The 17,951-nt window shown below is 69.7% G+C and carries 21 protein-coding genes; 13 read left to right on the top strand and 8 right to left on the bottom strand.

The window, feature by feature from the left end; translation table 11 throughout:
- Positions 1–127 precede the first annotated feature (127 nt).
- From IEY60_RS30530 to IEY60_RS30515, 4 genes are all read left to right on the top strand, one after another.
- Entirely contained in the window at positions 128–403 is a 276-nt protein-coding gene (locus tag IEY60_RS30530) for a hypothetical protein (RefSeq protein ID WP_189033980.1), read from the top strand.
- A 119-nt stretch (positions 404–522) separates the two neighbouring features.
- Positions 523–993, top strand: a complete 471-nt coding sequence (locus IEY60_RS30525; protein ID WP_189033979.1) for a peroxiredoxin — start codon at positions 523–525, stop codon at positions 991–993.
- Positions 994–1,060: 67 nt separating this feature from the next.
- On the top strand, positions 1,061–1,624 hold the full coding sequence (locus tag IEY60_RS30520; protein ID WP_189033978.1) for a permease: 564 nt from the start codon (positions 1,061–1,063) through the stop codon (positions 1,622–1,624).
- Positions 1,625–1,795: 171 nt separating this feature from the next.
- Positions 1,796–2,263, top strand: a complete 468-nt coding sequence (locus tag IEY60_RS30515; protein WP_189033977.1) for a MarR family winged helix-turn-helix transcriptional regulator — start codon at positions 1,796–1,798, stop codon at positions 2,261–2,263.
- On the opposite strand, the gene hisI is transcribed toward IEY60_RS30515, so the two are convergent.
- Positions 2,260–2,604 carry a phosphoribosyl-AMP cyclohydrolase gene (gene hisI / locus IEY60_RS30510; protein ID WP_189033976.1) on the bottom strand — a complete coding sequence of 115 codons (345 nt, stop codon included), beginning with the start codon at positions 2,602–2,604 and terminating at the stop codon, positions 2,260–2,262. The genes IEY60_RS30515 and hisI overlap by 4 nt on opposite strands.
- Positions 2,601–3,908, bottom strand: coding sequence for a PucR family transcriptional regulator (locus IEY60_RS30505; RefSeq protein WP_229740272.1), 1,308 nt, complete (start codon positions 3,906–3,908; stop codon positions 2,601–2,603). The genes hisI and IEY60_RS30505 overlap by 4 nt, the downstream gene beginning before the upstream one ends.
- A 202-nt stretch (positions 3,909–4,110) precedes the next feature.
- Between IEY60_RS30505 and IEY60_RS30500 the strand changes: the two genes are divergently transcribed.
- The 8 genes from IEY60_RS30500 to IEY60_RS30465 all read left to right on the top strand — a co-directional run bounded on the left by IEY60_RS30500 (position 4,111) and on the right by IEY60_RS30465 (position 11,403).
- Positions 4,111–4,869 (top strand): ABC transporter ATP-binding protein, encoded by a 759-nt coding sequence (locus IEY60_RS30500; RefSeq protein WP_189033975.1) that lies wholly within the window; start codon positions 4,111–4,113, stop codon positions 4,867–4,869.
- The gene (locus IEY60_RS30495; RefSeq protein WP_189033974.1) at positions 4,866–5,591 is read left to right on the top strand and encodes an ABC transporter ATP-binding protein; all 726 of its coding nucleotides are present in this window, start codon (positions 4,866–4,868) and stop codon (positions 5,589–5,591) included. Before IEY60_RS30500 ends, IEY60_RS30495 begins: the two co-directional genes overlap by 4 nt.
- The gene (locus tag IEY60_RS30490) at positions 5,588–6,466 is read left to right on the top strand and encodes a branched-chain amino acid ABC transporter permease (RefSeq protein WP_189033973.1); all 879 of its coding nucleotides are present in this window, start codon (positions 5,588–5,590) and stop codon (positions 6,464–6,466) included. The genes IEY60_RS30495 and IEY60_RS30490 overlap by 4 nt, the downstream gene beginning before the upstream one ends.
- A gap of 56 nt (positions 6,467–6,522) precedes the next feature.
- The gene (locus IEY60_RS30485) at positions 6,523–7,500 is read left to right on the top strand and encodes a branched-chain amino acid ABC transporter permease (RefSeq protein WP_229740271.1); all 978 of its coding nucleotides are present in this window, start codon (positions 6,523–6,525) and stop codon (positions 7,498–7,500) included.
- Positions 7,490–8,740: an ABC transporter substrate-binding protein gene (locus tag IEY60_RS30480; RefSeq protein ID WP_189033972.1), complete on the top strand. Its 1,251-nt coding sequence runs from the start codon at positions 7,490–7,492 to the stop codon at positions 8,738–8,740. Before IEY60_RS30485 ends, IEY60_RS30480 begins: the two co-directional genes overlap by 11 nt.
- Before the next feature lie 66 nt (positions 8,741–8,806).
- On the top strand, positions 8,807–9,559 hold the full coding sequence (locus tag IEY60_RS30475) for a DUF8020 domain-containing protein (RefSeq protein ID WP_189033971.1): 753 nt from the start codon (positions 8,807–8,809) through the stop codon (positions 9,557–9,559).
- A gap of 83 nt (positions 9,560–9,642) precedes the next feature.
- Positions 9,643–10,800, top strand: coding sequence for an acyl-CoA dehydrogenase family protein (locus IEY60_RS30470; RefSeq protein WP_189033970.1), 1,158 nt, complete (start codon positions 9,643–9,645; stop codon positions 10,798–10,800).
- Between the two features lie 60 nt (positions 10,801–10,860).
- Complete coding sequence (locus tag IEY60_RS30465; RefSeq protein WP_189033969.1) at positions 10,861–11,403, top strand: YcxB family protein; 543 nt, start codon at positions 10,861–10,863, stop codon at positions 11,401–11,403.
- A 6-nt stretch (positions 11,404–11,409) separates the two neighbouring features.
- Here the strand turns inward: IEY60_RS30465 and hisF are convergent, their stop codons facing one another.
- The 4 genes from hisF to IEY60_RS30445 all read right to left on the bottom strand — a co-directional run bounded on the left by hisF (position 11,410) and on the right by IEY60_RS30445 (position 14,473).
- Complete coding sequence (hisF, locus tag IEY60_RS30460; protein WP_189033968.1) at positions 11,410–12,225, bottom strand: imidazole glycerol phosphate synthase subunit HisF; 816 nt, start codon at positions 12,223–12,225, stop codon at positions 11,410–11,412.
- A gap of 5 nt (positions 12,226–12,230) precedes the next feature.
- A complete protein-coding gene (locus tag IEY60_RS30455) occupies positions 12,231–13,052 on the bottom strand; it encodes an inositol monophosphatase family protein (RefSeq protein ID WP_189033967.1) in 822 nt (273 codons plus the stop codon).
- A gap of 8 nt (positions 13,053–13,060) precedes the next feature.
- Positions 13,061–13,792: a bifunctional 1-(5-phosphoribosyl)-5-((5-phosphoribosylamino)methylideneamino)imidazole-4-carboxamide isomerase/phosphoribosylanthranilate isomerase PriA gene (priA, locus tag IEY60_RS30450; protein WP_189033966.1), complete on the bottom strand. Its 732-nt coding sequence runs from the start codon at positions 13,790–13,792 to the stop codon at positions 13,061–13,063.
- Positions 13,793–13,870: 78 nt separating this feature from the next.
- On the bottom strand, positions 13,871–14,473 hold the full coding sequence (locus IEY60_RS30445) for a maleylpyruvate isomerase family mycothiol-dependent enzyme (RefSeq protein ID WP_229740270.1): 603 nt from the start codon (positions 14,471–14,473) through the stop codon (positions 13,871–13,873).
- 222 nt (positions 14,474–14,695) lie between these two features.
- Between IEY60_RS30445 and IEY60_RS30440 the strand changes: the two genes are divergently transcribed.
- A complete protein-coding gene (locus tag IEY60_RS30440) occupies positions 14,696–15,934 on the top strand; it encodes a DUF2786 domain-containing protein (RefSeq protein ID WP_189033965.1) in 1,239 nt (412 codons plus the stop codon).
- A 766-nt stretch (positions 15,935–16,700) separates the two neighbouring features.
- Here the strand turns inward: IEY60_RS30440 and hisH are convergent.
- Both hisH and hisB read right to left on the bottom strand, forming a co-directional pair.
- Positions 16,701–17,336 (bottom strand): imidazole glycerol phosphate synthase subunit HisH, encoded by a 636-nt coding sequence (gene hisH, locus IEY60_RS30435; RefSeq protein ID WP_189033964.1) that lies wholly within the window; start codon positions 17,334–17,336, stop codon positions 16,701–16,703.
- Positions 17,333–17,947: an imidazoleglycerol-phosphate dehydratase HisB gene (gene hisB / locus IEY60_RS30430; RefSeq protein ID WP_189033963.1), complete on the bottom strand. Its 615-nt coding sequence runs from the start codon at positions 17,945–17,947 to the stop codon at positions 17,333–17,335. Before hisB ends, hisH begins: the two co-directional genes overlap by 4 nt.
- Positions 17,948–17,951: the final 4 nt, after the last annotated feature.

The following is a 17,951-nucleotide window of genomic DNA, read 5'->3' as shown; positions in this document are numbered from 1 at the left end:
ATCATCCCAGGCGTGCCGCGGCACCCGTGCGCTGACCCGACCCCGCGCCGTCAGACGGGGTGATCGCCATCACTACACTCGCGCGCGTTCCATGTCGCATGCGGTATCCCTTTCCCCGAGAGGAGCAATGTTGTACCACTCGCATCAGGGCGCACAGGACGGCCGGTCGGTCGTCCCGTCGCAGCAGCACTACGGTCCCGGCCAGCAGTCGACGGCCAGCGCGCTCACGTCGTTCGTCACCTACGCCAAAGAGATGCAGGACCTGGACGAGAAGACCTACCCGGACGAGTACGCCGCGCACTGCCACCGGATCCGGCAACTGGAGCCGATGCTGCGTGTCCACGGCATTCTCGACGTGATGGAGATCCGTAACCCGGCGATCGCGGCCTTGCTCGAGCGCTAGGCACCGCCCGGCGGGTGCGGTCCGTCGGGGGCGGTACCTGCCGATCACGAACCCGGTCCCCGTTCGCCTCGGCGGACGGGGATCTTTCGCGCTCGGCGGCCGGTCGATAGGGTCGGGTCATGCAGCCAGGCCAGCGCGCTCCGCAGTTCGAGCTCCCCGACCAGTCCGCCCAGCTCCGCTCGCTCGACGGCTTGCTCGCCGACGGCCCGCTCGTGCTGTTCTTCTACCCGGCGGCCAACACCCCGGTGTGCACGGCCGAGGCCTGCCACTTCCGTGATCTGAGCGCGGAGTTCGCCGCCATCGGCGCCTCGTGCGCGGGCATCAGTACCGACAGCACCGAGGTGCAGGCCGGTTTCGCCACCAAGCAGCGCCTGGACTACCCGGTGCTCTCCGACGCCGACGGCGCGGTCGCCGCGGCGTTCGGCGTCAAGCGCGGCCTGCTCGGCAAACTCGCCCCGGTCAAGCGGCACACCTTCGTCATCGACACCGACCGCACGATCCTGAAGGTCGTGACCGGCGAACTCCGCGCGGCCGTGCACGCGGACGAGGCGCTGGCCTTCCTGCGCGCCCGCGCGACGACAGGCGAGTAGCAACCGATCCGGAAACGCCGGGCGCCGGATCGGCGTCCGGCACCGTGACCGCATCTACGCTGGGGCCATGACAACCGGCGAGGTGCAGTCGAGCGGTCAGAAGCCCACGGCGATCGTGTGGCGCAATCGGGCGATCATCACGGTCGCCACGGCCGCCGTCCTGGTGATCGCCTACTTCGTCCTGGCGGCGTTCATCCCACGCTGGTGGGCACAGCGGCTGGCGAGCACTGTGCACGGCAGCTTCAGCCAGGGCATCTGGTGGGGCCTGGTCTACGGCCTGGTGTTCACGCTGGTGCCGCTGCTGCTGTTGCTGCTCGCCGTGCGGATGTGGAAACGCAAGGGCGGCAAGTTCATCGCGGGCGCAGCGGTGATCATCGCCCTGCTCGCCGCGCTGCCCAACCTGATGACCCTCACGATCGTGCTCGGCGGCAACAACGCCGCCCACGCCGGTCAGCGCATCCTCGACGTCGACGCCCCCGCCTTCCGCGGCGCCTGCCTCGTCGGCGCCATCGTGGCAGGGGTGATCTTCCTGCTCATCCTCGCCCTGATGGGCAAGCGGGGCCTCACCCGCCGCAAGGCGGCCAAGTCCGCCACGACGTCGCAGTCACCGCTCGTCACGGACGAGCGGTAGGACAGCGGCGCACGAAACCCTAGCGCCCGCGCGATAGTTCGCTCACGACGCTGTGAGTGACCTCACGACCGCCACCAACTCGCGGACGCCACAGCGACGTCGTGGCAAACTCGGTTCGGTGCGCGCCCCAGTACATCAGCCCTGCCGTCCGACCGCGAGGCAGTGCAGGCGATGACCCAGTGGCTCGACCCCGTCGAACAGCGCGCGTGGCAGGCGATCGTGGCGCTCATGGCCCGGATCCCGGGCGCATTGGACACCCGCTTACAGCGGGAGTCCGGGCTGACCCATTTCGAGTTCCGGGTGCTGAGCCTGCTCTCCGAGGAAGCGGGCCATCGCCTGCAATTGAGTGACCTCGCCCACAAAGCAAATGCGTCGCTATCGCGCCTGTCGCATGTGGTCTCCAAGCTGGAGCGGCTGGGGTGGGCCCGCCGCGACTCGACCGCGGGCAGGCGCGGGGTGCATGCGGTGCTCACCGATGCCGGTTTCGAGAAGGTGCTCGAGGCTACGCCCGGGTATGTGGACGCCGTGCGCAGACTGGTCCTGGACTGTCTCGACGCCGAGCAGACCGCCCAGCTGGCCGAGCTCGGGGAGACCCTGTCGGACCGGCTGAACCGGGTGCTCGCCGAGGACGGCGACTAGTCGGCGGCGAGCAGCACGTCGGTGTCGAAGCAGGTGTGGGTGCCGGTGTGGCAGGCCGCGCCCTCCTGGTCGACGATCAGCAGGATCGTGTCGCCGTCGCAGTCCAGGCGCACCTCGTGCACGTACTGGGTGTGGCCGGAGGTCTCGCCCTTGACCCAGTACTGCTGACGCGAGCGCGAATAGTAAGTGCCCTTGCGGGTTTCGATGGTCCTGGCCAGCGCCTCGTCGTCCATCCACGCCATCATCAGCACGTCGCCGGTCGACTTCTCCTGGGCGACGGCGGCGACCAGACCCGCCTCGTTGCGCTTGAGGCGTGCGGCGATGGCGGGATCCAGGCTCATGCCTCGTTTATAACAGCCGCACCGTGCCGACCCGACTGCCCGGTCTGCAGCTCGATCGCCACCAGCAGTTCGACCAGGTCGTTGACGCTGCGCACATTGCGGCCGGTGAGCTCCTGGATCCGCCCGAGCCGGTACTTGGCGGTGTTCAGGTGGATCCGCAGGGTGTCGGCGGCCTCGCGCAGGTTCATGTCGGCGGCGGCGAAGGCGCGGATGGTCTCGGCCAGCGAGCCGCCGCGGGCGCGGTCGTCGGCCAGCGCGCTGCCGATGCGCGGGTCGACGAGCTGGCGGGTGGTGTCGTCGGCCCGCAGCAGCAGGTACCGGAACGGCGTCATCTGCGGCAGTGCGAGGACGCCGCCGTCCTCGGGCAGCAGAGCGAGCGCGGCCTGGGCCTGCCGGTAGGCGCGCGGAATCTGGGCGACCTCGGTGACCGCGGTGCTCACGCCGACGGCGAGCGCGATGCCCTCGGCGGCGAGCTCCTCGCGCATCGCGCGCAGTCGTTCGCACAGGTGCTCGGCGGAACCGTCACGCCCCAGCGCGGGAATCGCCACGATCTCCCCGCCACGCACCACCGAGAGCGTGCGCAACCCGTTGACGCCGACCCGCGCCGCGGCGGCCGACACCAATTGCCTTGTCTCAGCGCCTCCGTCGGCGGACCCGTCGAGCACGACGGCGGTCACGACAACCAGCGGCGTGGTGCGATCGGCGCCGATCCCGTGCGCGGTGGCCACCGACAGGTGCGGCCCGCCCGCGGGCAGCGTTCCCTCGAGCAACGTGTCCATCAGCGCCTGGCTGTCGCGGCCCGATTCGGCCGCCACGTACTGCTGGAACTCCAGGTAGGCGTCGGTGGCCTGGGTGCTGATCAGGTCGGTGTAGCGGGCCAGCGGACCGGCCAGCGACAACACGGCCTCGCGGCCCGCCTCGGTGTCGCCCGCGTGGGCGAGCAGCGATTTCCAGATGGCGCGCTGACCCAGCCGGAACGCGGCGATGTAGTCGACCAGCGGCAGACCCGAGCGCGCCCGCCGCGCGGCGGCCTGCCTGGCGTAGGTGACATCGGCCGGGGTGACCCGCTTGCGCTCGAGCAGCGCGCCGAGGCCGGTGCGGCTGAGCCGGGCCAGCTGGTCGTGCACGTCGGCGAGGAAGCCGGGGTCGGCGGTCCCGTAGCCGGGCAGCTCGGCGCGCAGCTTGGTCATCACGTCGTCGGCGATGTCGTCGGCGTGGTCGTAGGCGCAGCCGACGATCCGGGCGCGCTCGGCGTGCACCGGTTCCGAGATCGACGCGGTGAGCAAATGTGATCCAGCCGACATGTCCGGGGAGTTTGCATGTCCGATTTCCCGGTGTCAACCAGGCTGTGTCCGATCGGCATGCTCGGGCGGCCTCCGTGGTCACGCTCCGCTACCGCCTCCGGCCGCTCATGCCGGGACCATGTCCGCAGCGGACGAGATCGCGCGCAGAATTTGGTCCGCAACGTCCGATGTGGCCGGTGACCTGCGAACTTACCGTCGTCGCATGCTCGAAATAACCAACCTGACGGTGCGCTTCGGCGGGATCACCGCCCTGCGGGAGGTCGGGTTCGCGGTCGCTCCCGGCGAGATGGTCGGCCTGATCGGACCGAACGGAGCGGGCAAGACCACCCTGTTCAATTGCATGACCCGGCGCAACCGCCCGACCTCGGGCACCCTGCGCTATCGCGATACCGATCTGTCGACCGTCCGGCCCGACGCGTTGGCCGGCCTCGGCATCGCCCGCACGTTCCAGAACCTGGGCCTGTTCCCCCGGCTGTCGGTGCGCGACAACGTCCTCGTCGGCGCGCACCACCGGGCCACTGCCGGTTTCGTCTCCGCAGGCCTGCGGCTGCCGAAGGTCCGCCGCGAGGAACGGGCGCTGCGCGCCGAAGCCGATGATCTGCTCGAGCGGCTCGACCTGACCGCGGTGGCCGACCATCCGGCCTCGGGCCTGCCGTTCGGCACGCTCAAACGCATCGAGCTGGCCAGGGCGCTCGCGGTCCGGCCACGGCTGCTGCTGCTCGACGAGCCGGTCAACGGCCTCAGCCACGGCGAGGTCGACGAATTCGCCGACCGCCTGCGCGCGCTGCAAGCCGATCTGGACCTCACCGTCGTGGTGGTCGAACACCACATGGGTTTCGTCATGGGCACCTGCGATCGCGTGGTGTGCCTCGAGTTCGGGCAGGTCATCGCCGAGGGCGAACCCGAAGCGGTGCAACGTGATCCGGCCGTCATCCGGGCCTATCTGGGAGCTGCGGCATGAGCGATTTCCTGTCGATCACCGACCTGCACGCCGGCTACGGCGCGGCGAAAGTGCTGCACGGCGTGAGCTTTTCGGTCGCCGAGGGCGCAGTCTGCGCGATCCTGGGCCCCAACGGCGCGGGCAAGACGACCTTGCTGCGTGCCCTGTGCGGCATGGTCAAGGTGCGCGGCACCCTGCGGCTGGACGGCACCGAGGTGACCGGCCGCGCCCCGGAGGCGATGGCCCGCCTCGGTGTCGCCCACGTCCCCGAGGGCCGCGGCACGTTCGCGCCGCTCACCGTCGAGGAGAACCTGCGCCTCGGCGCCTACACCCGGCGTGACCGCGCGGGCACCGAGGCCGACCTGCGCCGCATCTACCACTACTTCCCGATCCTGCGCGACAAGCGCCGCGATCCGGCGGGCGGCCTGTCCGGCGGTCAGCAGCAGATGCTCGCCATCGGCCGGGCGCTGATGCTGCGGCCCCGGGTGCTGCTGCTCGACGAACCCTCGCTCGGCCTTTCCCCGCTGGTCACTCAGGAGCTGTTCGGGATCGTGCACACCATCAACGAACAGGAGCGCACCACCGTGATCGTCGTCGAACAGAACGCGCATCTGGCACTGGGTGTCGCCCACCAGGCGCATGTGCTGGAGACCGGGCGCATCGTGTTGTCCGGCACCGCCGAACAGATCAGGGCCGACGAGCAGGTCACCCGCTCCTACCTGGGAATCCGGGTGCAGCCGTGACCGATCTCGTGCAGCAACTCGTCGAGGGACTCTCGGCGGGCGCGATCTACGCCGGTCTCGCGCTGGCGCTGGTCCTGATCTACCGGTTCACCGGGATCGTCAACTTCGCCCAGGGCGAGCTGGCCATGTTCTCGGCGTTCCTGGCCTGGCAGCTGAGCCAGACGCTCCCGTTCTGGGCGGCGCTGATCCTCACCCTGGCCATCTCCTTCGCCGCGGGCATGGTGATCGAGCGGGTGGTCATCCGCCCAGTCGAGGGCGCCCCCGAGATCACCCTGGTGATCGTCACGGTCGGGTTGTTCTTCACCGTCAACGCGGTGGCGGGCTGGATCTGGTCCTACCAGGTGAAGTCGTTCCCGAATCCCTTCCCGGACGGCGCTTTCCGCGGCGGTGGCGTCAGTGTCGGCTTCGGCAGCCTCGGCGTGCTCGCCGTCGTCGGCGTGGTGATGGGTCTGCTGTATCTGCTGTTCCGCTACACCGGGATCGGCTTGGCGATGCGCGCCGTGGCGTGTAATCCGCAGTCGGCCAGGCTGGTCGGGATCAGGGTCGGCACCGTCCTGGCGCTCGGCTGGGGACTGGCCGCGCTGGTCGGCTCGGTCTCCGGTGTGCTGTCGGCGCCGCTGTTGTTCCTCGAGCCCAACATGATGGGCGGCGTCCTCATCTACGCCTTCGCCGCGGCGACCCTGGGCGGCTTCGACTCCCCCGGCGGCGCGGTGGCGGGTGGCCTGATCGTCGGCGTCGCCGAAACCCTCACCGGCGCCTACGTCGACGCGATCGGCACCGAACTCAAGATCGGTGTGCCGCTGGTGATCATCCTGGGCGTGCTGTTGCTGCGCCCGCAAGGTCTGTTCGGACACGCGGCGGTGGAACGGGTATGAGCGAGTTGAAGACTGTAACCAAGCCGGCGACTTCCGTTGCACCACCAGCTACTTCGGTGGTAGCCCGCCTCCGTTGGCCACTGATCGCCACCGCGGCCGTCGTACTACTGGCCTGCGCGGCTCCCTTCCAGCTGGTGCCCTTCCACACCTTCCAGCTCGCCATGGCCATGGTCTACGCGGTCACCCTGCTCGGGTTGAACCTGCTGGTCGGCCACACCGGACAGATCTCGCTGGGCCACGGCGCGTTCTTCGCGGTCGGCGCCTACACCGCCGCCATCGCGATGGAACGGTGGGACACACCGTATTTCGCGACCATCCCGCTCGCGGCCGCGGTGACCTTCGCCCTCGGCTTCGCGCTCGGCATCCCGGCGCTGCGGCTGCGCGGCCTGTATCTGGCGTTGGTCACCCTGGCGATCGCGATCTTCCTGGTCCCGCTGCTCAAGCGGTTCGACGGACTGACCGGCGGCTCGATGGGTCTCACCGTCACCAAGCCGGTGCCGCCCGCCTGGACCGGGCTGGCCGAGGACCAGTGGCTGTACTTCCTTGCCCTGGTCACCACCGTCCTGAGCTTCGTGCTCGTCGCCGGGATGCTGCGGTCCCGGGTGGGGCGCGCGCTGCATGCCGTGCGGGACAACGAGATCGCCGCCGAGGTTCTCGGCGTGAACCTCGCCCACTACAAGACCCTGGCTTTCGCCTGGAGCGCGTTGCTGGCCGGTGTCGCGGGGTGTGTCTACACCTGGGTGATCGCGTTCGTCTCGCCTGACTCGTTCGCGGTGACCCTGTCGGTGACGCTGCTGGCCGGGCTGGTCGTCGGCGGGCTCGGCACCACGTGGGGCCCGGTGCTTGGCGGGTTGTTCGTGATGTTCGTGCCCAGCTTCGCCCAGGACGTCAATCAGGCGGCGCCCGGCGTCATCTTCGGACTGCTGATCATCGCGGTCATGTACCTCGCGCCGACGGGACTGGCCGGCCTGGTCACCCAGTGGTCGCAGTGGCTCGGACATCGCGTCCGGAAAGGAAAGAATCATGCGCACTAAGGCAATTCGCTCCCTCGGCGTGGCGGCAGCGCTGCTCGCCACCCTCACCGCCTGCGGTGGCCGCGGCGAGGAGACCGGTACCGCGGCCGTCGGCGACTGCAAGGGTCAGCAGACCACCGGCATCACCGACACCACCATCAAACTCGGCGGGGTGTACCCGCTGTCGGGTCCGGCCTCGGCGTACGGCGAAGTCCCCAAGGGCATCAAGGCCTACTTCGACTACGTCAACGCCGAACAGGGCGGCATCGACGGGCGCAAGGTCGAGTACCTGGTGCGCGACGACAGCTACCAGCCGCCCAAGACCGTCGAGGAGACGCGCCGCCTGGTCGAACAGGATCAGGTGTTCGCGGTCTTCCAGACCCTCGGCACGGCGACGTCCTCGGCGGTCTGGGACTACCTCGGCCAGCGCAAGGTGCCGCAGGTCTTCGTCGCCACCGGCGCGACCAAGTTCGGCGCCGACACCGAGCATCCGTGGACCATGGGCTGGCAGCCCAGCTACCGCACCGAGGGCCTGGCCTACGCCCAGCATGTGAAGACACAGCGCCCCGACGCGACCGTGGCGGTGCTCTACCAGAACGACGACTTCGGCAAGGACCTGCTCGCCGCCTTCACCGAGGGCGTCGCCGGCAGCGGCGTCAAGGTGGTCGCGCACCAGAGCTTCGAGGTCACCGACCCCACCGTCGACGCGCAGGTCCGCAATCTGGCGAACTCCAAAGCCGATGTACTGCTGAACTTCTCGACCCCGAAGTTCGCCTCGCAGGCACTGGCCGCCGACGTCCGCAACACCGACTGGAATCCGCTGCACATCGTGACCCAGGTGTCGAACACGATGGCCACGTTGCGGCCGGTCGGCCTGGAGAACGTCCAGGGCGTGGTCACCGCGGCCTTCCTCAAGGACCCGGCCGACCCGCGCTGGGCGCAGGACGCGGGCATGCGGACCTACAAGACGAACCTGGCCAAGTACGCGCCCGGCGCCGATCCGGAGAACCAGCACGCCATGGCCGGCTGGGCGATGGCCGAGAGCTTCCGCAAGACGATGGAAGCGGCGACCTGCCCGACCAGGGAGGGCCTGCGCGACGCCATGCGCTCGCTCGACAACGTCGCGGTCGACCTGCTGCTGCCCGGCATCACGATGAAAACCGGTGCGAGCGACGGCTATCCGCTCGAAGCCGTCGGCATCCAGACCTTCTCCGGCAACCACTGGTCGCTCACCGACGGCCTGATCGACACCGGCAAGTAGCCCCCCGAATGTTGCGCGCACGCCGCGAAACACCCGAAGTACACCCCCGATCGATGAGGATCACCGATGAAGATGTCCACCACGCTCGCGACCGCCGCCTTGACGGCGCTGACCCTCTGTGTCGGCGCGGGCACCGGCCACGCCGACCCGGCACCGGCGCAGACCGACGTGCACTACGAGGTCAGCAGGCAGGGCGATGCCGCCGTCCTCACCACCACTGACGGCAAACTCCAGGTCGTCGGCGACCAGCTGGTGCTCACCACCGGCGCCGAGGTGCCGGTCGCCGCGCTGCCGCTGTCCTACCGCATGGACGACAAGGTCTTTCCGATCGCCGCCACGATCGACGGCGGCAAGGCGACCCTGACCCCGTCCAAGGACGGCGGCGCCCCGGCGGCCGCCGCGACGAACGTGATCACCCAGGACTCGGCCGTGCAGCAGGTCGCCGAATCCTTCACCCCGCGTGACCAGACGGCGCTCGGCATCTTCGCCCAGCGCCTGACCATCGGCAGCGCCGTGGCGGCCATCATCGGCGCCGTGCTCGGCGGCGGTGTCGGCTGCCTGGTCGGTGGCGCGGCGGGTGCGGCCATCGCCAGCCCGGTGATCGTGCTGCTGGTCCCGTGGGTCGGCGCCACGGTCGCCGGGTGTGTGCTCGGCGCCGCGACGCTCGGCGCGGTCGGCGGCATGGTCGGGCTGGTCACGGTCGGCGGGCCGCTGGCGCTGTTCGCGGCCTACCAGTACTTCTCGACGATCGTCGCGCCGTGCCCGGCCGAACTCGGCGCGTACTGCAAGGACCCCGCGGTGCCCGCCCCCGCGAAGTAGTACTGTCCGCACTCCGCCGGCCCGCCCGAACCACGCTCGGGCGGGCCGGCTCGTGGCCGTTTCCGGCCGGTAAGGAATTCCTGATGCGCAGAACAGTTTTCGACGCCGATCACGCCGCGTTCCGGGCGACGATGCGCGCGTTCATCGAAGCCGAGGTGGTGCCGAGCTTCGGCAAGTGGTACGAGGACGGTCTCGTGCCGCGCGAGTTCTATTACCGGCTGGGCGAACTCGGCGTTTTCGGGCTGGAGGCGCCGGTCGAGTTCGGCGGGGCGGGGCGCGAGTCGTTCGGGTACCGGACCGTGCTCGCCGAGGAGATCGCGCGAGCTGCCGTCTCCTTCGGTGGTTCGAGCGCCCACGTCACCCGGTGCCTGCCGCTGGTCAAGACGCTGGCCACCCCGGCGCAGCAGGCGCGGTGGATGCCCGGGATCGTCACCGGCGACCTGATGTTCGCGCTGGCGGTGGCCGAGCCGGGCACCGGTGCGGAACCCGGCGAGATGCGCACCACCGCACCGCTGTCCGTCGACGGCGGCACGTATGTGGTGAACGGATCGAAGACCTACGTCACCGGTGGCGTGCACGCCGACCGGGTCATCGTGTGCGCGCGCACGGCCGCCCCGCGTCCCGACGACCCGTCCTACGGGCTGTCGTTGCTGACCGTCGACGCGACGGCCGCCGGCTTCCGGGTCGGCCGCCAGCTCGACACGCTGGGCCGCAAGGTCAGCGGCACCGCCGAACTCACCTTCACCGATGTGCGGGTGCCGGCCACCGACCTGCTCGGCACGCCGCACCAGGCCATCACCCACCTCGCCGGTCAGCTGCCCCAGGAACGCCTCGGCATCGCCGTCGGCGCCTACGCCCAGGCCAAGGCCGCGATCCGCTTCGCGCGCAAGCACACCCAGGACCGCATCGCGTTCACCCACCCCGTCTCGGCCTTCCAGAACACGAAGTTCGAACTCGCCGCCTGCCAGACCGAGGTCGACGCCGTCGAGGCGGTCGTCGATCGCGCGCTCGCCGCGCACGACCGCGGCGAACTCGGCGCCGCCCACGCCGCATCGGCGAAACTGTTCGCCACCGAAACCGCGGGCCGCGTCATCGACCGCTGCCTGCAATTGCACGGCGGCGCAGGCTATCTCACCGACTCCCCCATCGCCCGCCTCTACGCCGACCACCGCATCGACCGCATCCAGGGCGGCAGTAGCGACGTCCTGCGCACGATCATCGCCACCGAAATGGGTTTGTAGTTCCCGACATCGGCGGTTGTCTACAATCGGTCCGACATTTTTCATACGAGGGGGGATTTGATGAATCCGCAGCAGCAAGGGGGTTTCGCGCACCCGGGCGTACCGATCGATGTCGCCTATGTGTGTGACGGCGACACGGCCCCGCGCCTGAACCGGGGCGCCGCCCTGGTCAACTGGCGGCTACCCGCCAAATGGGCTGTGTTGCTCGTACTTCCGGCGTTCCTGCTGGCACGAGGCACGATTTCGGTGCTCTCCGACGGTGGCGATGCGGTGATCGGCGAGATGGCGGTCGCGTTCTTGATCGTGGTCGCCTTCGAACTGGTGGTCATCACCCTGGCCACCGGCGTGCAGCTGGCCAAGGTGAATCCGAAGTTCACGGCCATCGCGGGCCCCGGCCATCGGATGAGCGCGCACTACACCCACGACGCGATGCACCTGCAGCAGACCACCGGACAGGTCACCATCCGCTACGCCGACATCAAACGGGTGATCACCCAGGGCGACGTAGTGTTCCTGCAGCCCAAGGGCACTCAGGGATTCGTCGTCCCCGGCGAGGTCGTGCCCGACGCCGCGCTGGCCCGGCTGCGTGGCGGCCGGGCCTGAGACGTGTCAGCGGACGGTGATGCCGTCCGCGCGCATCGCGTCCTTGACCTGGCCGATGGTGAGGTCGCCGAAGTGGAACACGCTGGCGGCCAGGACCGCGTCGGCGCCCGCGTGCACGGCGGGCGGGAAGTGCTCGACCGCGCCCGCGCCGCCGCTGGCGATCACCGGAACGCTCACCGCGGCGCGGACCGCGGCGATCATCGGCAGGTCGAAGCCCGTCTTGGTGCCGTCGGCGTCCATCGAGTTCAGCAGGATCTCGCCGACGCCGAGTTCGGCGCCGCGGATGGCCCACTCGACCGCGTCGATGCCGGTACCGCGCTTGCCGCCGTGGGTGGTGACCTCCCAGCCGGACGGGGTGTCGGGCTGGCCGTCGGGCACGGTGCGGGCGTCGACCGAAAGCACGATGCACTGGGCGCCGAAGCGCTGCGACATCTCGAACAGCACCTCGGGGCGGGCGATGGCGGCGGTGTTCACCGACACCTTGTCCGCGCCGGCGCGCAGCAGCCGGTCGACGTCCTCGACGGTGCGCACGCCACCGCCGACGGTGAGCGGGATGAAGATCTGCTCGGCAGTACGGGTCACCACGTCGAGCATGGTGCCGCGATCGCCGGTGGAGGCGGTGACATCGAGGAAGGTCAGTTCGTCGGCGCCCTGCGCGTCGTAGGTCGCGGCCAGTTCGACCGGATCGCCCGCGTCGCGCAGGTTCTGGAACTTGACGCCCTTGACCACCCGGCCCGCGTCGACGTCCAGGCAGGGGATCACGCGGACGGCCAAGGTGCTCGGCGCCGTCGTGTCCGGCCGTTCCTCGGTGCGCGGTGTCATGGTGTTCACCCTCGTTCTTCTTCGGTGACCGTGCAGATCATGTCCAGGAGTTCTTCGTGCACCCCGGGCGCGGCGGCCAGCACCGAACCGGAGGTGATCGTCCACGGCGCGCCCGCCAGGTCGGTGACCACGCCGCCCGCGGCCCGTACCAGCGCGACACCGGCCGCGTTGTCCCACGGATGGTGCCCGAACACGACCGCGCCACCGAGCACGCCGGACGCCGTATACGCCAGGTCGATGCCCGTAGCGCCGTGCATGCGGACCCGCGACGACAGCCTGCTCAGCGCGCCGAGCAGGTCGAACCGGAACTGGCCGGGGATGCGGCCCGCCGAGTCGAGGTTGAACGCGCCGAACCCGATCATCGAGTCGGCGAGCTTGCCCGGTTCCAGCGGCGGCACCGCGACGCCGTTGACGAGCAGCGGACGACCCGCGACCGCGGAGTAGCGCTGTCCGAGCAGGGGCAGCCAGGTCAGGCCGATCACCGGTTCGCCCTCGTGCACCAGCGCGAGCAGGGTGCCCGACATGGGGTGGCCGGAGGAGTAGTTGAAGGTGCCGTCGATCGGATCGAGCACCCAGGCCGTGCCCGAGGTGAGCGCGGGGCCGCCGAATTCCTCGCCGTGCACCGCGATGCCGGTGCGCTGCTGCAGCTCGACGGTGATGGTGCGTTCCAGCTCGAGGTCGAGTTCGGTGGCGAAGTCGTTGCGGCCCTTGATGACCGCGCTCGGCGCACCGATCCCCTCGACGAAGCGCGGGACGACCCCGTCCAGCACCTGGGTGGCGACGGCCAGCAGGTCGGTCAGTTCGGCGGTGCTCGGTGCGGCGGTCATCGTGGGGATCAGCGCACCGCGGCCAGTGCCTCGGGCAGGGTGAAACGGCCCGCGTAGAGCGCCTTGCCGATGATCGCACCCTCCACGCCCTCTTCGGCCAGTCCGGCGATGGCGACGAGGTCGTCGAGCACCGAGATACCGCCGGAGGCGACCACCGGTGCCTCGGCGGCGTTGGCGACCTCGCTCAGCAGCTCGAGGTTGGGACCGGTCAGCGTGCCGTCCTTGGAGACATCGGTGACGACATAGCGCGCGCACCCGTCGCGCTCGAGGCGTTCGAGCACTTCCCACAGATCGCCGCCGTCGGTCACCCAGCCGCGACCACGCAGCCGCCATTCACCGTCGATCTGCTTGACGTCGAGTCCGACCGCGATCCGGTCGCCGTATTCACCGAGCACCCGCGCACACCACTGCGGGTTCTCGATCGCCGCGGTACCGATGTTGACTCGCGCGCACCCGGTTGCCAGCGCCGCCTTCAGCGACTCGTCGTCGCGGATACCGCCGGACAGCTCGACCTTGACATCGAGCTCACCGACGACCTGGGCGATCAGCTCCCGATTGCTCCCCTTGCCGAAGGCCGCGTCCAGATCGACCAGATGGACCCACTCGGCGCCGGCCTGCTGCCATGCCAGCGCCGCGTCCCGAGGCGATCCATAGCTGGTTTCGCTACCGGCCTCCCCCTGCACGAGGCGCACGGCCTCACCATTGGCGACATCGACAGCGGGCAACAGCACAAGACTCACATGATCAGACTAGTAGGTCTGGACCCTCGGTCACCGCACCGGTCCACGCCCCTGCGGCCCGTGTCACTCCCGCCCGGGTCACACGCAGCGGCGGCGGAGTTCGGGGACACCCCCGCCGGTGAGCTCATCGAGGACGACGGTGCGGCCGACGACCGCGAGGGCGATGGCCTCGCCCGGGCCGCGAACCTCCGGGCCGTCACCCCACGACCAGCCGACATCGGTGGCCACGAACCGCAGGCCCCTGGTCCGCTTGCCAGGGAAAGCAAACGGATCCGGGTACGACAGGACCGCGATCAGGCGGTCGGCGGGAATCGTCCGTGGGCGGCCGAGGGGACGGCGGATGTCCTGCTGATGCACCATCAGGTCCGACAGCGCCAGGCGCGGCGAGTACTTCGACAGGCGGCCGCCTTCGCGGTCGAACTTGTCCACCAGCTGGGCGGTCGGCAGTGCCGCGAAGGACTCGGCGAGTGCGCCGTTGACGCGGTCGACCGAGCCGCGGTTCTTGGCGATGGCGGTGGCGTAGGCCATGGGACCGAGCGTGTCGGTGAGCAGATGTGCGACGACATCGCGTACCCGCCAGCCCGCGCACAGCGACGGCGTCTCCCACTCCTGCTCGGTCAACCCACGCAGCAGTTCGATCAGTTCGCGACGTTCGTCGGCCAGCATCCCCCGATAGCTCATGTCGTCACCCTAGGCCAGCCCGTCCCATTCTGGAACCGGATCGGCTCGGATCTCCTTGGGCGAGAAACGAATACGATGCGTGGCTGTCCGCCGCTGCCGGAGTTTGCCGGTGGACCGGGTGAGCACGCCGAATCGCCGAGTCGATACGCGACAATGGACGACGCGAACAATTCGCTGCCGCCCCTCGGGGCGGTTCCTCCACGGAACAGGATTGCGTAGCTCGTGGCCAAGCAGAATCGTCGACGTCGTACCGGACGACGACCGGCAGCCGCAGGCGGACTTCCGGTCGACGCCGCGCTGTCGGGCGATCTGCCGCAGGTCGCCGACGCGATCGCGACGGTCGCCTTCCTCGCTGCGCAGGGCGACACCACCGCCCTCGATCGGTTCGCCGAGCAGGTGGCCGGTGCGGACCTGGCCGCGGGGGTTCAGCTCGCCGGTGCGCGGATCCTCGCCCGCGCCTTCGAGTTCGGGTGGTTGCCCGCGGACATCCACGAGGCGGCACGCAGACGGGTCGACGAGTTCGCGGCCGGTTATCTGACCGATCTGATGGCCGCGCACCGTCTCGAATTCGCCGCCGAAGCGGTCGACGAGATCTGGCAGTCGCAGTTGGACGAGCTGGGTGCCACGGTGTGGTGGACAGCGGAACGCTCGCACCTCGCGCAGTGGACCGACCGCACCCTGCTCACCGCGCCGGAAGCCCTCACTGCCGCGCTGACCGCCCTCGCCCTGCTCATCCGCCTGCCGAAACTCGAACAGATCCTGCCGCTGCCCGGCACCGCGCCCAGGGTCGCGCACCACCACGTCGACGAGAAGACCCTCGGCCGAGTGCGCGGGCTCCTCGCGAAGGCCGAGTCGACCTCCTTCGCCGAGGAGGCGGAAGCCCTCTCCGCCAAGGCGCAGGAACTCATGACCAAATATGCGATCGACCGCGCCTTGCTCGACCACGGAACCACCGACCACGACCTCCCCGCCGCCCGCCGCCTCTGGCTGGACACCCCCTACACCGACGCCAAGGCCCTCCTGGTCGACATGGTCACCCGCGCCAACCGCTGCCGCGCGATCTTCCTCGCCGACTGGGGCTTCGTCACCATCGTCGGCGACGACACCGACCTCGACGCCGTCGAACTCCTGTCGACCTCGCTCCTGGTCCAGGCCACCCGCGCGATGATCGAGACCACGACCACCGAGGAATCCCGCTCCCGCCACTACCGCAAGGCCTTCCTCACCGCCTACGCCGCCAGAATCGGCGAGCGCCTCACCAAGGCCACCGAGGCGACGATCGCCGAATCCCCCGACCCCGCACGCCTGCTCCCCGTCCTCGCTTCCCACCAGCAACGAGTGGACAAGGCCTTCGACACCTACTTCCCCACCGTCCGCACCAAGGGCATCACGATCCGCAGCGAGCAGGGTTGGGACGCAGGCACCGAAGCCGCCGACCGCGCCCGCTTCGACACCTACTGAGGCCGTTGCCGGTCCCGCCACCACGCTCGTAGTCTCGAAGCGTGCGGCCGATCATGTCCGAACGCGAGCTCACGGGTTGGGAGGTGGCCCTACCGTGCGCACCCTCGATCGACGGGGTGACGATAGGCGGTTTTCGTGATCGGGTGGCTGGCGGGGCGGATATGCAGGTCGTCGCCCGGCCGGAAGTCACTGTGGTCATCCAGTTCGGCGAGAGCCGACTCGCTGTGGGAAATGCCCTCGGGCAGAACATATTCGGTGGCGTGGTCGCCGGTCTGTCACCGGGACCGCACCGTGTCGGCACGCGACGATTCGAATGTCTCGAGGCGCGGTTGTCGCCGATCGCCGCCTACCGACTGCTCGGTGGCCTCCCCGGCGATCTGCGCGACACGGTGGCCGACATCGGCGATGTCTGGGGCCCGGCGGCGACGCTGCTCCGCGAGCAACTGGCCGAAAAGGCAACGTGGGCAGAACGATTCGCTGTGACGACCCGGTTCCTCACCGACCGGACCTCGACCAGGACAGCCGATCCCGAAGTCGCCGCCTGCTGGCATCGCATCGTCGCGAGCAACGGTGACGTGCGGGTGCGGGACCTGGCCGAGCTCACCGGATGGAGTCGCAAACGCGTGTGGTCGAGATTCACCACACAGGTCGGGGTGACACCCAAACGTGCCGCGATGGTGGTCCGGTTCCGGTGCGCGTTCGACCCGAGGGAGAAAACCACCGCGCGTAGAGCCGCTGAGCCGATCGGGGAAGAGCAGCGTCCGGACTACAGCGACCCGATCCAGTTGCGCAGCAGGTGCGCACCCGCGTCGCCGGACTTCTCCGGGTGGAACTGGGTGGCCGAGAGGACACCGTTCTCGACGGCGGCGAGGAAGGGGACGCCGTGTTCGGCCCAGGTGAGCTTCGGGGGCGCGATGTGCTCGTTCTCGGGGAGTTCCCACTGTTGGGCGGCGTAGGAGTGGACGAAGTAGAAGCGGGTGTCCGCGTCGAGGCCCGCGAACAGGGTGCTGTCGGCGGGAGCCTTGACCGTGTTCCAGCCCATGTGCGGGAGGACGGGGGCGTCGAGGCGGGCGACGGTGCCCGGCCATTCGCCGCAGCCTTCGGTCTCCACGTCGAACTCGACGCCGCGGTCGAACAGGATCTGCATGCCGACGCAGATGCCGAGGACCGGGCGGCCACCGGCGAGGCGCTGGCCGATGATCCGCTCACCGCGCACCTCGCGCAGCCCGGCCATGCAGGCCGCGTACGCGCCGACACCGGGGACGACCAGCCCGTCGGCGGCGAGCGCGGCCTGCGGGTCGGCGGTGACCTCCACCTGCGCGCCGGCCCGCACCAGCGCGCGCTCGGCGGAGTGCAGGTTGCCGGAGCCGTAATCCAGCAGGACGACGGATTTCGAACTCACAGCACGCCTTTCGTGGACGGGACACCACTCACCCGGGGGTCGATCTCGACGGCCGCGCGCAGCGCCCGCGCCACCGCCTTGAATTCGGCCTCGGTGATGTGGTGCTGGTCGCGGCCGTAGAGCACCCGCACGTGCAGCGCGATCCGCGCGTTCTGCGCGATCGACTCGAACACGTGCTTGTTGAGCACGGTCGAGTACGAGGCGCCGGGGCCAGCGCTCGGAATGATGGTGTGCACCAGGTGTTCCGGCTCGCCGGTGAACACGCAGTACGGCCTGCCGGACACGTCGACGGCGGCGTGCGCGAGGGTCTCGTCCATCGGGATGAACGCGTCGCCGAAGCGGCGGATGCCCTTCTTGTCGCCCAGCGCCTTGCCCAGCGCCTGGCCGAACACGATCGCGGTGTCCTCGACCGTGTGGTGTGCCTCGATCTCGATGTCGCCCTCGGCCCGCACGACCAGGTCGAACCCCGCGTGCGCGCCCAGCGCGGTCAGCATGTGGTCGTAGAACGGGACACCGGTGGAGATCTCGGTCTGCCCGGTGCCGTCGAGGTTCAGCTCGACCAGAATGCTGGATTCCTTGGTGACGCGCTCCACCCGCGCTGTTCTGCTCATATCT

The organism is Nocardia rhizosphaerihabitans (genome assembly GCF_014646295.1).
GTDB classification, from domain to species: domain Bacteria; phylum Actinomycetota; class Actinomycetes; order Mycobacteriales; family Mycobacteriaceae; genus Nocardia; species Nocardia rhizosphaerihabitans.
This window is presented reverse-complemented; position numbering and strand designations above follow the sequence as displayed.